This is a genomic window from Bdellovibrio sp. HCB-110 (assembly GCF_047323225.1).
GTDB lineage: Bacteria > Bdellovibrionota > Bdellovibrionia > Bdellovibrionales > Bdellovibrionaceae > Bdellovibrio.
Window position 1 is genome coordinate 176,921 of the sequence record NZ_CP178750.1, and the last position, 12,727, is coordinate 189,647.

13 protein-coding genes are annotated in these 12,727 nt (G+C 43.5%); 8 read left to right on the forward strand and 5 right to left on the reverse strand.

Annotated elements, in window-relative coordinates:
* Positions 1-79: 79 nt before the first annotated feature.
* Together ACL934_RS00900 and ACL934_RS00905 are read left to right on the forward strand one after the other, a co-directional pair.
* On the forward strand, positions 80-832 hold the full coding sequence (locus tag ACL934_RS00900; RefSeq protein WP_374080509.1) for a flagellar motor protein: 753 nt from the start codon (positions 80-82) through the stop codon (positions 830-832).
* Positions 833-843: 11 nt separating this feature from the next.
* Positions 844-1,593, forward strand: coding sequence for a flagellar motor protein MotB (locus ACL934_RS00905; protein WP_374076804.1), 750 nt, complete (start codon positions 844-846; stop codon positions 1,591-1,593).
* A gap of 63 nt (positions 1,594-1,656) precedes the next feature.
* Here the strand turns inward: ACL934_RS00905 and ACL934_RS00910 are convergent, their stop codons facing one another.
* From ACL934_RS00910 to ACL934_RS00925, 4 genes are all read right to left on the reverse strand, one after another.
* Positions 1,657-2,361 carry a hypothetical protein gene (locus ACL934_RS00910; protein WP_374076806.1) on the reverse strand — a complete coding sequence of 235 codons (705 nt, stop codon included), beginning with the start codon at positions 2,359-2,361 and terminating at the stop codon, positions 1,657-1,659.
* A gap of 129 nt (positions 2,362-2,490) precedes the next feature.
* Positions 2,491-5,319 carry a hypothetical protein gene (locus ACL934_RS00915; RefSeq protein ID WP_374076808.1) on the reverse strand — a complete coding sequence of 943 codons (2,829 nt, stop codon included), beginning with the start codon at positions 5,317-5,319 and terminating at the stop codon, positions 2,491-2,493.
* 127 nt (positions 5,320-5,446) lie between these two features.
* The gene (locus ACL934_RS00920; protein ID WP_413612945.1) at positions 5,447-7,252 is read right to left on the reverse strand and encodes a DUF4105 domain-containing protein; all 1,806 of its coding nucleotides are present in this window, start codon (positions 7,250-7,252) and stop codon (positions 5,447-5,449) included.
* Positions 7,242-7,718, reverse strand: a complete 477-nt coding sequence (locus tag ACL934_RS00925) for a DUF3015 family protein (RefSeq protein WP_374076811.1) — start codon at positions 7,716-7,718, stop codon at positions 7,242-7,244. Before ACL934_RS00925 ends, ACL934_RS00920 begins: the two co-directional genes overlap by 11 nt.
* A 109-nt stretch (positions 7,719-7,827) precedes the next feature.
* On the opposite strand from ACL934_RS00925, the gene trxA reads away from it, so the two are divergent.
* The 6 genes from trxA (at position 7,828) to ACL934_RS00955 (ending at position 12,069) form a co-directional block, all read left to right on the forward strand.
* On the forward strand, positions 7,828-8,178 hold the full coding sequence (gene trxA, locus ACL934_RS00930; protein WP_374076813.1) for a thioredoxin: 351 nt from the start codon (positions 7,828-7,830) through the stop codon (positions 8,176-8,178).
* A 61-nt stretch (positions 8,179-8,239) separates the two neighbouring features.
* Positions 8,240-8,695, forward strand: coding sequence for a DUF4430 domain-containing protein (locus ACL934_RS00935; RefSeq protein ID WP_374076815.1), 456 nt, complete (start codon positions 8,240-8,242; stop codon positions 8,693-8,695).
* 42 nt (positions 8,696-8,737) lie between these two features.
* Complete coding sequence (locus ACL934_RS00940; protein ID WP_374076817.1) at positions 8,738-10,249, forward strand: AarF/UbiB family protein; 1,512 nt, start codon at positions 8,738-8,740, stop codon at positions 10,247-10,249.
* 145 nt (positions 10,250-10,394) lie between these two features.
* Positions 10,395-10,739 (forward strand): hypothetical protein, encoded by a 345-nt coding sequence (locus ACL934_RS00945; protein WP_374076819.1) that lies wholly within the window; start codon positions 10,395-10,397, stop codon positions 10,737-10,739.
* A gap of 209 nt (positions 10,740-10,948) precedes the next feature.
* The gene (locus ACL934_RS00950; RefSeq protein WP_374076821.1) at positions 10,949-11,080 is read left to right on the forward strand and encodes a hypothetical protein; all 132 of its coding nucleotides are present in this window, start codon (positions 10,949-10,951) and stop codon (positions 11,078-11,080) included.
* 11 nt (positions 11,081-11,091) lie between these two features.
* Positions 11,092-12,069 carry a hypothetical protein gene (locus ACL934_RS00955; protein WP_374076823.1) on the forward strand — a complete coding sequence of 326 codons (978 nt, stop codon included), beginning with the start codon at positions 11,092-11,094 and terminating at the stop codon, positions 12,067-12,069.
* A gap of 63 nt (positions 12,070-12,132) precedes the next feature.
* Here ACL934_RS00955 and ACL934_RS00960 read toward each other — a convergent pair whose 3' ends face one another.
* The gene (locus tag ACL934_RS00960; RefSeq protein WP_374080511.1) at positions 12,133-12,639 is read right to left on the reverse strand and encodes a peptidylprolyl isomerase; all 507 of its coding nucleotides are present in this window, start codon (positions 12,637-12,639) and stop codon (positions 12,133-12,135) included.
* Positions 12,640-12,727: the final 88 nt, after the last annotated feature.

The following is a 12,727-nucleotide window of genomic DNA, read 5'->3' on the forward strand; positions in this document are numbered from 1 at the left end:
TAATTTTTCGCTCGCAGAAAGTCTAGGTCTTCAAGAGGTCCAAGTGTCATGCGTGATCCCCTGTGGCATCATTTTGATTATGGACAAAGCAACATGGTTAGGCCTCCTCGTGGGCTTCGGTGGGATATTGCTCGGCAACCTTCTAGAAGGTGGTCACATGAGCTCTCTCATGCAACTGACAGCCTTTATTATCGTACTCGCCGGAACAATCGGAGCCGTGATGGTTTCGAGTTCTGAAAAAGATCTGAAGACAGGTCTGCAGCTTGCCAAAAAAGCATTTCACGCAGAAGAAAGCGACGCAAAGAAACGCATCCAAGAGATCGTTGATTGCGCCCGCATCGCCAAGAAAGAATCTCTTCTTTCTTTGGAAACGCGAATCAATCGAATCGAAGATCCTTTATTTAAAGGCGTTCTCAGAAATGTCGTCGATGGTGTCGAAGCAGAAACCATTCGTGATATTTTTGAAACCAGAATCGAAACGGAAGAAGAAGAGTTGCTGGCGGGGGCGAAGATTTGGACGGATGCCGGTGGGTTTGCTCCAACAATCGGTATTATCGGTGCGGTTCTGGGTTTGATCCATGTCATGGGAAATTTGACGGACACAAGTAAACTTGGAGCCGGAATCGCCGTGGCCTTCGTCGCAACGGTGTATGGTGTTAGCTCAGCCAACTTATTATTCCTTCCTCTGGGCAATAAACTTAAAAGAAAAGTGCAGGCCCTCTCTCGCGAAAAACAAATGGTTCTTGAAGGCGGTCTTCTGATTGCCAGTGGAATGAATCCGGTTGTGCTGGAGCAAAAGCTTTACGCCTTTCTTCACACGGATCATAAATAGGTTTCCAGAGCATGGCTAAAAAACATAAAAAACATGAAGAGCATGAAAATCACGAAAGATGGTTGGTGTCCTATGCCGATTTCATCACGTTGCTCTTCGCTTTTTTTGTGGTGATGTATGCGACCTCAACGGCCAATGAAGAAAAACAAAAAGAGTTCGAAGACTCTATCAAGCTGAATCTTCGTCTGGCTGGAAACGGCTCCAATAATCCCAATGGCAACACTATTGAAGACGCGATTGCTGAACTTGTCATGCCCGTGGGTAATTATCCTAAAAAAGGTGGACCTCAGGAAGTGGAAGACTTTGTGGAAAGGTCTCTGGATAAGTCGATGGATGGTCAGCAAAAAAAGCAAGCGATCCAGGATATATATCATGATTCCGTCGGCGTGCGCATTGCCTTAGCAGCCTCCACCTTTTTCCCGGAAGGTTCCGCAAAGTTAAAAATGTCGGCGTTAACATCGCTAGATAAAGTTGCTGACGTTCTTAAAACCAATAAAAAAAGAATTATAATTGAAGGTCATACAGACGACGTTCCCATTTCTGGTCAGTTTTTCCCTAGCAACTGGGAGCTGGCTGGTGGCAGAGCAACGGCGGTGGTCAGGTATTTTGTAAAGTATCACAACCTAGATCCGAAACGTTTTGTCGCGCTTTCTTACGGAGATCAAAAACCCATCGTTCCGAATGACAACGACGAACACAGATCCATGAACCGTCGTATTGAGATCTTTATTATCACCGACGATAAGAAGGTCGAAATATAAAAAAGCCGAGACCCTGAGGCCCCGGCTTTTTCGGCAATAAGAAGAAATTCTAAGTTAGAGAAACTACACGCACTCTTTAAGTTTTTTTGCAACTTCAAGAGCTTTTGCACGGTCTACTTTTTTCACTTCCATGATAGCTTCGATGAAAGCGTCTTCAGAAGAAGATTTTTTACCTGACTCAACGATTTGGTCATGACGCTCGATGATTTGTGTATAAGAATCGCGCTCTGCTTTAGAGAAGCGAGTCAAGATTGTCTCAGGCAAAGACTCAAGTTTTGTCAAAGCCGCTGTTACTTCTGCCATTTCAGCCGTGTTCAATTCTTTTGAAGAAGTGCGAGCACCTGTCAAAGAAGAGTTAGCGATCAATTTTGCCGTTGCAGTTGCAGCCGCACTGATAGATTGGCCTTCCGCTGCATCTGTTTTTGCAATTTCAGTCGCCATCTTTTTCGCAGCTACGATTGTCGCCAAGTTATCAAGACGTTGAGCTGATTTAGAAGAGTCGGCTTTAAGAGCCATTGAAAGAGCATTGTTTTTACCAGAAGAAAGTTGAAGTTCATTGATGATCTTGTCTTGAGCGATTTTCACTTGTTGTCCGCTCAAACCTTTTGCTGTCATTCCTTTACCGAATGCAGATTCTTTGATTTGTTTAGTGTATTCAACCAACGCTTCACGCGCTGTTTTTGCTCCACCTACTGGGGCTGCGTGGGCTGGTGAAAATGCCATTGCCAATGTTAAAGCCGCCATTCCGATCATCAATTTCTTTTTCATAACTCTCTCCTTTATTACCTGTTTATTTTTTATACGAGGCACTCCAATTTTTGGGACTCTCCAATCCCGGAAGTGCCTAGTTTCATTTAAAAGTTTCAAATATCTTAAGTATCAAATCCCGTACCAAGTTTAGTATTTACCAGGCATTGTCATGCCTCTCATTGCTGCAAGTTTCGCTTGGATCTCATTGTTAAACTTCTGTTGATCCATATTGAGACGTTTCACATTGCGAATCTTTTCCCAGCTCACCGCATTTGCCATCGAGCCATACATCATCACTTCTGAAGCCAGAGCTTGAAGATTCTCGAGAGCCGTCACTGCAAGGTCGCGTTGTTGTTTGTTCAGAGTCACAACAGCACCTTCTTGAGCATCACCGACGCCAAGGATCGCAGACAGTTTCGTCAAAGCGCCTTGGATGTTTGTTAATTGCTCTTCTAGTTGGTAGTTCTCAAGATCTGATTGAATCACTTCGCGACCTTCGACTTTTCCAACTTTGATTTTCTTAATAAGTCCATTCATAAGAGCGAACTGAGTTTCTACTTCTTTAAGAGCTGGGTGAGTGATCTCTTTTTCAAGGATATGGGCGATATCCATTTTAAATTCTTTTGAAGGCGCCAGAAGTTCATTGATAAGAGACAAGTACACGCGCTCTTCTTGGAAAGCAGAGTTCATTCCACCGTTATAGATCGGGCCACCTTCGTAGTAACGTTTCTGTGCTTCGCGATTGAAGTACAATTTGATCGTTTTCCAAGGCGTATTCACGATAGGTCTGCCATTGAAGAAACTGCGACCTGGGTAGTAAACGGCTTTCACCAATTTAACTACGATGTCGTCATAGCTCTTGCCATATTCTTCAAAAGCTTTTTGCATTTGGCTTTCTGTCTTTTCTGTCCACCATTGTGGGAAGGCTGATTCGTTCTGACCACCTACTACAGAAGGGCGGGCTTCATTGATAAGGTAGTTGATTGCGCCTTTGTATTGAACTTTAGAAGCTGTTGCAAAAGGGAACTTATAAATATTTTCTGCTCTCAACTCCGCCATTCCGAAATGCTGGCAGTTTACGAATGAGTCACCTGCGGCCTTGATTTGTGGAGGCAGGAATACAGAAGGGAAACCTGCAGAGTTTTTTACGACTCTTTCGTTTTTCTCAACGTCAGGACCACACATCATTTGCATTGTGAGATAGTCTGTTACTTTTGGAGTCATGAAGGCGCCTACTTGACGGTAGTAGTTTGCTCCTTTTACAGAATCCGCTGACGACGGTGCCTTTTCGTAAGCCGCAAGGTATCCACGACCTGGTTCCATCATCGGAATCGGTGCACCCATAGAACCATAGATGCTTCTTAAGATTTCTCTGTAATTCATAGAGAGAGAAATATTTTGTGAAGAGTAAATGACTTCTTTATAAAGCTCTCCCAGGCCTTCACCGACCTTCACGCGATCGCCCGTACGAAGTTTCACTAGGAATGACTCAATCTTTTTCTTTTCTTGTGGATATAAATATTGAGCATCTTCACTCTTAAGAAGTTCGTCGGCCGCGACAACAGCGTCTGCCACTGTCTCAAGTTGCATATTTTCCACCATCAAAGGATTTGTGAAGTACATGTCTTCTCTGCCTTCAGCCAAATCTTTCGCTTTTACACCGTTCAGTGGGTAGATCAGCTCAAGAGGTTTTACTTGAGACTCATTGAAGCGTGAGTTGCGAACTTCATTTACAAAAGTGTTGTAGAAGGCGTAGCTCGTGTTGAACATGGATGTCAGTTGGTGAAGAGCTTCTGACCAGTTTTGGTGAGCTTCATACACCTCGGACATGTTCATCATACGCCAGTCGAGCATCTTTTTTCTGAAGTCTTTGATTTCAGCTTGAAGATCTTTGTCAGAGGTTTTCCACTGACCTTTTTTCATTAGGTTCATCTGCTCATTGAGCCTATCATTTACTTCATAAAACTCGGCTCCATCATACATATTCTTCCAGGCATAAACGACTTTGCGGTTCAGCCAAGCGTCGATTGCCACGAAGAATGTGATTTGCAGACCTTTTACAAGAAGAAGACGGATGCCTTTAAGTTGCATAGTTCCAGGAACCAACCACAAAGCGATATCAACGCCCGTTACGCGAAGAACCGTTTTTGTGATAACTGATTGAACAACCCCAGCAAGACCTGAAGAGATCAACATAGATACGATACCAGGAGCGAACTCCCAGATTTTCTTTTGAATCACAAGGTACTCGTAAGCTTTAGAACAAGGATCTGCATCAATACCGGCTTCTTGATCTTTAGCTGTCACTTGTTTGCCCATCATAACTTTCGCGCAAGCCATCACATTTGGATCAGAAGCCACTTGAGAAAGGTAAGTTTGCAAGAAAGCACCAACAGTCATTCCCAGATATGGAATCATGTGGTGGAAGCGTGGGTTTTTCATGTACATCGCAAGAACGTTAGAAGTAACACCTTGAGAATACATAAATGTGAAGAAGCCAAAAACTCCAATTGGAGAAAGAGAATGGTCGATGTGTTGTTTCATCGCCAAAGGATTTTGCGAATAGTTTGTAATAAGTTGGCCTGCGACAACGGCACCCATCGCAACAAAGAAGATAGCAGATTCAGTTGGAAGATTTCTTACAGAGTGTGACCAAGAAGCTTTGGACGCCGCTTTCACGCGAACCATTTCGTCCATCATCATTTGATTTAAAGATTTTGGAGAAAATTTGCGAAGTTGCGCTTCTTGAGCGAAAGGGATTTCCATCGCCAATTTATTTGTATTCTTATCGTAAACCAAAGCCTTTTTAGAATTTGGATCTAAAGTTAAACGGTAACCGAGTGGTTCCAAGTAGTCGCGGTAAGAAGCAAGCTGAGCCTTGTCTTTTTCCGACCATTCAGGAGCAGCAGCGAGAACTGGCGAAATCACCATATTGATTGTGGCAATTGCAGTTAAGATCTTTTGGAACCATTTCATGGCTTACTCCCTTTGAGACAATTCGTCTCACAGTGAATAGAAGCAAGCTTTGGGCCCCTCAGCTGAATTTTACGGGGAGTTGGCACGTCTCAGAGCGAGACAAGGCCGTAACAGGTCACCACCCTGTCTAAAAGACGACAGAGATCATCCATTCCGGGATATCGTCGCGCATGCGACTTTCCAAGCGAATTTCACTTTGAGAAACGTCTATCGAAAGACCTATTCCATACTCTGAAAATCCGCGTCCGTCGGACGTGCCATGGAGGTATTTCGCGGAAAGAAGAGTTCTTACAAACGAACCCTTCGACATCAGTAAACTTTCCACTCCCACATGAGGTTTTGCTGTGTCGACAAGGTCGTAGTTTTCACTCACAGTTAAGAGACTCAAACGGGTCGCTTTGAATAGAGGGAAATCAAAACTTAAACCTGCACCGAAATTCACAAAAGGAGATAAGCGAGGTTCTGTTCCGACCTCCAGCTTCCAAGTCATCGGGGTTTCTAGTTCCGTTACCGGGGCGGTTGAAAGAATTTTGACTAAGAGGGCGCGATAGAGATCCAGGTTCTGGGATTCCGAATAATAGCGGAAGTCTGCACTTAAAACTTCCAAATGAGAAAATGGGGAAAGTCCGCTGTCATCCGAAAGAAGATCGTGAAAAGTTCTGCGAAACTTAAAGCGATAGAATTCGTTTTCATCCCATTTGCCATATCCGAAATAGAAGGCGCTTGAGCCGTGACTCAAAAGGGGGGAACGAGGTGGAGGTACTTGCAAAGGTTCTGTCTGTGCTCCCAACTGGGCTCGTGACACTAAAAGTGGATACTTTTCTTCTTTTAATTCTTTTTGCTCGCGGTACTCTTTTATAGCGAGGTAACTCAGAGTGGCTTCGAGTGTCTTGGCTTTCTCTTTAACGGAAAGTTTTTGCAGTTCGTTCGTATTTTTCTTGTGAATAATCTCTTTCAGAGCTTCTTTTTCGGAAAAATTTAAATTGGTGAACCGCGTTTGCCACTCTGACTGTAAAGAAAGGCGAAGCTTTTCACCGATCAGCATATTTTCTTTTTTCAACGCCTTCACGGTGTCGAGCGGGATTGTCATATCGTGAAACGACGAAGAAATATTTAATTCGGGCTTTGCAACCTCGATAAGTTCCAAGATCTGTTGTGAACAATTGTCGTCAGCAAAATAATAAGGAGCATAACTGCCTTCAAGCTCCAAAAGATGATCAATCAAGAATGTGACTTGTTCAGGGGAAAGATCTAAACGGTATTCCCACAGGTTGCGACCTTCGAGGTTCGTGTATTCACGAATCTTTTGATAATATGGAAGCATTGAATAGGCTCCCGGATAAAATCCGAAAAGGCCTTTGAGGGCGTAAATAGCTCCACTGTCTTTTCCAGTCACTGCGGCGTAGTTTATTCCATAGTCTAAAAGTTCAAGTTCCCGTGTGTTCTTAGGATTGTGCACGCGCAAGAAGGTATGACCGAAGCTAGAGCCGGCGCTGGAGAGATCACTGGCCGCAAAGATAATATAAACTTCCTGAGCGCCCAGTTGCGTCTTCCACTGATCTCGCTCAGGGCAGGCGATAAGGTCTGCGGGATCAAGAGCCAAAACTTTCTTAAGCCAGGAAGTTCTCGCTAAGTATCGACACTGATATTTAGGAGCGATTTCTTTATTGTAAAATAAGAGTTCAATGGTTTTAAGAAGTTCTTCTTGAGGATCGGTGGCGCCATTTTCAGAAACAAAAAAGTTTCCCAGCATCGGTGAATGATAGCCGTCAAAAAGATTCTTGCGATAATGGCCCAGCTTCAGCCATTGGGGATTTTGGGAAAGATTTTTTTCTAAAGCCTGTTTTTGATATTTTTGAACGCTCTCTGAAGAAAAGCCCCACGTAGTCAGTGGGGCTAAGAGCAAAATACTAAGTACTAAACTAAGAACCATGGCACATTTGTGCAAGATCGCTTTGAGTTGCCAACTCTTTATTTAAGTTTTGAACCATTTCAACGGCAGATGTATTCGCCGCAGGAAGAATTTTTGCATAAGAATTTTGCGCAAAAGTACCGAATGCTTTTTGCGAAATTTCGTTACGGCAACCTTTCATTTGTGCCAAAGTCGCTAGTTTTTCGCCATGACCTTGCGCCATTTCACGAGAAAGTTCCTCTTGATTCACTTCGACAAAATATTGGACTTCTTTATCTGCCATAACAAGACCGCTTGAAGAACAACCAGAAGTACCTGAAGTGATGCCCAAGGGCTGAGTGAAAAGGAATGAGTTCGTTGTCATCGCCAAAAGTTGCAAACCTTTGGAGTTTTTTGAAATGATAACGCTACCTAGACCACAACCTGCGTCACCGGCATAAGCTTGGAAACCTGTTAAAAGCAAAATAGAAACGATCAGTTTTTTCATAGAGATCCTCCTATGGATTATTTGTATTAAATCGTTGCCTATTTATGAAAGAACATCAAAGCTTTTAGGGAAGGGATCGTGTTCATAGACCTACGCCAAGGAGAAAACAATGGCCGTGATGGAATTGACAAAAGAAAACATCAAAGACACCGTCGAAAAAAATCAACTTGTTATCATTGATTTCTGGGCTGCGTGGTGCGGACCTTGTCGTCGTTTTGCTCCGATTTTTGAGTCTGTGGCGTTGAAACATCCAGATGTGATTTTTGCCAAATTGGACACGGAAGCGCAACCAGAGTTGGCCGCAAATTTTGAAATCAAATCCATTCCCACGATCGCCGTTATCAAAGAAGGCGATATCATCTTTATGCAACCTGGAGCTTTGCCCGAAAACGTTTTCGAGCAAGTCGTCGAGAAGGCCAAAGAAGTCGACATGGCCGAAGTTCGCAAACAGAACTCTTAAATTTTCTAAAATGAGTCACTTTGTTCTGTACTTAATCTGGGCCGCTCGATAAGACGTGCCCATGAAAAAGATCGTTTTTGTCCTTACTTCCATTCTCGCTCTAAAATCCCATGCAGTTTCTTGGCAAATCTATGGCCCTTGCGATGAAAAACCCATCGCTCAAGGAGAAGTCACGGCGGACATGACAAAATCCGTAGGCACAATCAGTGTCGAGATTTTCGATCAAAATAAAATTCCCTACATCGGGGCCGCAGAAGGATTTAACTCTATCGTCAACACTCCTGTGGGATTAGACTCGGTGGAGGTTGTTTCAGATACGGAACTGAGAGCCTATGGTTGGTGTTACTCCGTGAACGGCAAAACACCTGCTGAGATGCCTCACAAAATTAATTTCAAATCTCAGACGGATACATTGATTTGGTTTTACGCTTATTCTACAAACAAGAATAACGAGTGGATGGACGACTACTGCTCGCCAGCGTACTGGATCAAAGCAAAACAATTCTGCGGAAAGTAAATTCACTTTATTTGTGGGCGACTCTCCGCTTATAGTCAGCCCATGGCTAAAAATCAGAATCTTCATCCAGCTGAACGCTTAGTGCTTCTAAGGCAAACTCTGGGCTTGTCCCAAAGAGAACTCGCTAAAGAGTTTCAAGTTTCTAGTGGGGCCATCGCCTGTTGGGAAACCGGTACGCGAGTGATCCCAGGTCCTGTTTTAAAGCTGATTGATCTCTATGAGGACTCATTGCCCAGTGTGAATAAAGCACGTCCTCAAGGTAAAGTCGAAAATGTCCTGGATGGGCTTAAAGAGTCTTTGAGTTTAAAAGACGGCGAAGAAGATCTTCAAGAAATCCGCTCCTTAAAAAACGGAGTGGCGACATATTTTGAAGATACGGCCTCTGTAAATAGTTTGAATGGAAAGCTCAAAAGAATTCTTATTGAACGTCTTCTAAAATCTCTGAAAAATCGCAAAGGTGTCTCTGCCAAAGTGGCGCAGTTGGCAAGTTTCTTAGAAATGGGTCTGCCATTTGAAGTAAGAAATGCGCTGGGAACTTTGCAGTCCCGAGCAGAGCCGGAAAAGCCGAAAGTCATTCAAAGAGTCGTTGAAGAAGAGTACGGAAAACCTCTGAAAGAAATTTTTTCTTACTGGCAAGAAAAGCCTCTTGCTGTCACCAGCTTGGGTCAAGTTCACTACGCCAAACTGGCTAACGGAAAAGAAGTCGCCGTTAAAGTGCAGCATCCGAATATTAAGGAGATTTTGCAGAATCAAATCAGCAAAATGGAATTGGCTCAATCGTTGGCGTCTTTCTTGGGAAAAGGTGACAGCGATATTTTTGCGGAAATTAAGCGAGCCTTGCTGCAGGAATGTGACTATAGACAAGAGGCATTGAACCAAGAAAAATTCCGCAATATTTTATCGGATGATCCTCGCGTGATTGTTCCTTACATCTATCGGGACTTGGTTCGTGAGAGAGTCATGGTTTCGGAATTTATCAAAGCCGAAAGTTTTCAAAATTTCACGGCGCGGGCTAATCAGAATCAGAAAAATGCAGCCGCTGAAATTTTGATGGAAGCGATTCTAAAAGCCAGCTTCGGTTATTGTCTGGTTCATACGGACTTGCACCCAGGAAATTTTTTATTCACTGATGGGAAAGTTGTTCTGTTGGATTTCGGAAGAGTTTTTGATTATCCGGTAGAAAGAATGAAGCTCGAAGGTCAGTTCTATTATTCCATGCTTCATCGTGAGTACGATAAATGCCAAACTTTGGCGAAAGTTCTTTTTGCAAAAGAAGGCGAAGAATTTGATTTCGACGCCTTCTGGACATTCCTGCAACATGCTCATGCACACTTGTTGGTGGATAATAAATTTAAGTTCACTCGCGACTATGCGAAAGTTATTGCTCGCGAAGGCCGGGTTTTTAGCAAAAAGCATCAATTGCAGATGATTAAGGAAGCCTTCTGGGCCTTTGTATTCACTTCAAGTACATGGGGAATCTTGGCGGACCTTGAAGCTGATATCAATATGAGAAAAATCTCAATGAAATCGGCTCGTCTCTCAGAGCGCCTGTGAGCGCTTGCAGAGTGAGCAAAATTCTTCAAAATCATCTGCACCCCTCCGTTTTTTATCAGAAAAAGATCTGATTTGAGGCATCTTTTCGCTTTCTTTTATGTCACCCCGGCCACGTGATTTAGCATGAACTTTGGTGGAGGTGTTCATGAAGAAGTGGCTCGGCATTTCAATTCAGATTTGGATTGCTGCGACCATTTCCATTCATGGAAATATCGCGAAAGCGGATCTTAGCGAGATGAATGAAACACTGCCGGCAGATATCGAGACCATGAGACTTTTGCCACAGAATCAAAGAGTGTTTGAAGCTATTGAAAAAAGACTCAAAGAGGCTGCCGTTGTTAAAGCAACCCTTGCGGAAATCAAGATCAACAAAGACCAATCACTCAACGTAAGTCATATTGATCAGCGAACACAACGTCTCAATCTTCGTCTGCGAGTTCTTAACTCGGAAATTGAAAATTTAATCCATAAACTAAAATTAAATAAATAGATGACCCTGTATAAGGGGTCAAACGCCCAGCGCTTGCATTGCAAGCATGTTTGCAAAGTCAGAGCGCATCAACCCGATATTTTGAAACGAAAAGGTCTGGTTTGAGCCATGGTTTTTCGATTTAACGAGGACTCTCTCTTACGTCACTTAGCATAAGTACAAGAACACGTACGGCACAAAGAAAATAAAAATGTACGTAAGGAGAAAGAATGAAAAAGGTAATAGTAGTGGTATTAGCCCTGACTTTGGGTCTTGTTTATTTGAACGGATGCAGTGGTGGCGGCGGCAGTGGCAGCTCCAACGGTAGTGGAAAGATCAACTTCTCAATCAAAAATATTTAAGGGAGGTTGTTGTGAAAAATATGAAATACATTTTAGCGGCACTATTTTCTGTTCTCTCAACAAAGGCTATGGCCGGTGATGAGATTAGTTTTACTCCGACAAGTATTTTGTTTCCTGTGACCAGAATGGCGTTAATTGCATCCGAGGGCGACAAGACCGTAGAAATCTACAGCTGCGCTGGAACTGCAGCGGAATGCTCGATTGATCTCATGGATGCGGCTGCGATCCAGGCAAAATTCGCTACAGCCCTGAGTGTTGAAGAAGGCACCTATAAAGGTCTCATGCTTGAAACCTGCACTTCTGGAAATAACTATGATGTGAAGGTCAAAGGCGAAGTGAATATTGGCGGTACGCTTTACAAGACTCATGCGACAAATATTTTGGACAGTGCCGTGGCAACTGCGGATTATGTCACGATTTCCTTTATGTTTTGCGGTGGCAAGACGACTAATTTCCCGACGCCATTAACAGTCTCCTCAGGCAGCACTTTGGATCTGACATTGTTTGTATCCACGGAGTTTGCTGCTTTTGGAAATGTGGCTTCTGGTCAAGCCAACCAAGACTGTGTGAATGATGGCGGAACTAAAACGGTTTGTTTGAATTATCCTGATGTGATCGCATATTTAGGTAGCGGCACACCTACTGTGGAAAAATATAAAATTGCCGATAGCAATGGAGCTGAGAATACGTCTAATGCTCTTTTGACGGTTTTGAAAGATCCTAGTGCTAGTGTCATCGGAGCTCTTCAAAAAAAGCTCATGACGGCGACTTCAGTTGGTTATGCTTGTTCGGCTCCGCGCCCCTTGCACCGAGTGACATCCGTTGGTGCCAATACGTATAATCTGGCTCAGGTGGATACAAATAATTCTCCCTACCTTGAGTATCCCAATTTTCAACTAGCGAACCACACGGGAACAGCGGATTTTTGGCAAGTTCCGGGCGGTGCTCCTACAGTGAGTTGTAATTACACGGCTTATAAACAGCCCTAAGAAAAATAAAAAAAGCCCGATGGAAACATCGGGCTTTCTTCAATTCAAATTTGAATTTAAAAACTACTTCACGATTTTCACGTGTTTGATCACGATAGGCTCAGCCGGACGATCCATCGGACCTGTTTTAGAGTTCTCGATAGAGTGAACTACGTCGATGCCTTCAACAACTTCGCCGAACACAGTGTGGCGGCCATCCAACCAAGGAGTTGGAACAGTTGTTACGAAGAACTGAGATCCGTTAGTGTTAGGACCCGCATTCGCCATAGAAAGGATGCCTGGTTTGTCGTGCTTTTGTTGGCCAGGAGTAAATTCGTCTTCGAAACGGTAACCTGGGCCGCCAGTTCCAGTTCCAAGTGGGCAACCACCTTGAATCATGAAATCTTTGATCACGCGGTGGAAAGTCAAACCGTCATAGAATGGCTTTTTAACTTTGTTTCCAGTTTTAGGATCCGTCCACTCTTTAGTGCCTTCAGCCAAACCTACGAAGTTCTCAACAGTCTTTGGAGCTTTGTCGCTCAAAAGTTTAACTTTAAAATTACCTTTGGATGTTTCAAATAGTGCGAACATTTCGCCGTTTCCCTTCTTTGTCTCTTTTGCTTTTGTTTTTGCATCTGCGCGGAAGCTGAAAGCCGCTAATAAAAATGCAAAAAGGTAA

Coding starts and splice junctions, on each gene's coding strand:
- ACL934_RS00900 (WP_374080509.1), top strand. CDS start 80: ATGGACAAAGCAACATGGTTAGGCCTCCTCGTGGGCTTCGGTGGGATA.
- ACL934_RS00905 (WP_374076804.1), top strand. CDS start 844: ATGGCTAAAAAACATAAAAAACATGAAGAGCATGAAAATCACGAAAGA.
- ACL934_RS00910 (WP_374076806.1), bottom strand. CDS start 2,361: ATGAAAAAGAAATTGATGATCGGAATGGCGGCTTTAACATTGGCAATG.
- ACL934_RS00915 (WP_374076808.1), bottom strand. CDS start 5,319: ATGAAATGGTTCCAAAAGATCTTAACTGCAATTGCCACAATCAATATG.
- ACL934_RS00920 (WP_413612945.1), bottom strand. CDS start 7,252: ATGGTTCTTAGTTTAGTACTTAGTATTTTGCTCTTAGCCCCACTGACT.
- ACL934_RS00925 (WP_374076811.1), bottom strand. CDS start 7,718: ATGAAAAAACTGATCGTTTCTATTTTGCTTTTAACAGGTTTCCAAGCT.
- trxA (WP_374076813.1), top strand. CDS start 7,828: ATGGCCGTGATGGAATTGACAAAAGAAAACATCAAAGACACCGTCGAA.
- ACL934_RS00935 (WP_374076815.1), top strand. CDS start 8,240: ATGAAAAAGATCGTTTTTGTCCTTACTTCCATTCTCGCTCTAAAATCC.
- ACL934_RS00940 (WP_374076817.1), top strand. CDS start 8,738: ATGGCTAAAAATCAGAATCTTCATCCAGCTGAACGCTTAGTGCTTCTA.
- ACL934_RS00945 (WP_374076819.1), top strand. CDS start 10,395: ATGAAGAAGTGGCTCGGCATTTCAATTCAGATTTGGATTGCTGCGACC.
- ACL934_RS00950 (WP_374076821.1), top strand. CDS start 10,949: ATGAAAAAGGTAATAGTAGTGGTATTAGCCCTGACTTTGGGTCTTGTT.
- ACL934_RS00960 (WP_374080511.1), bottom strand. CDS start 12,639: ATGTTCGCACTATTTGAAACATCCAAAGGTAATTTTAAAGTTAAACTT.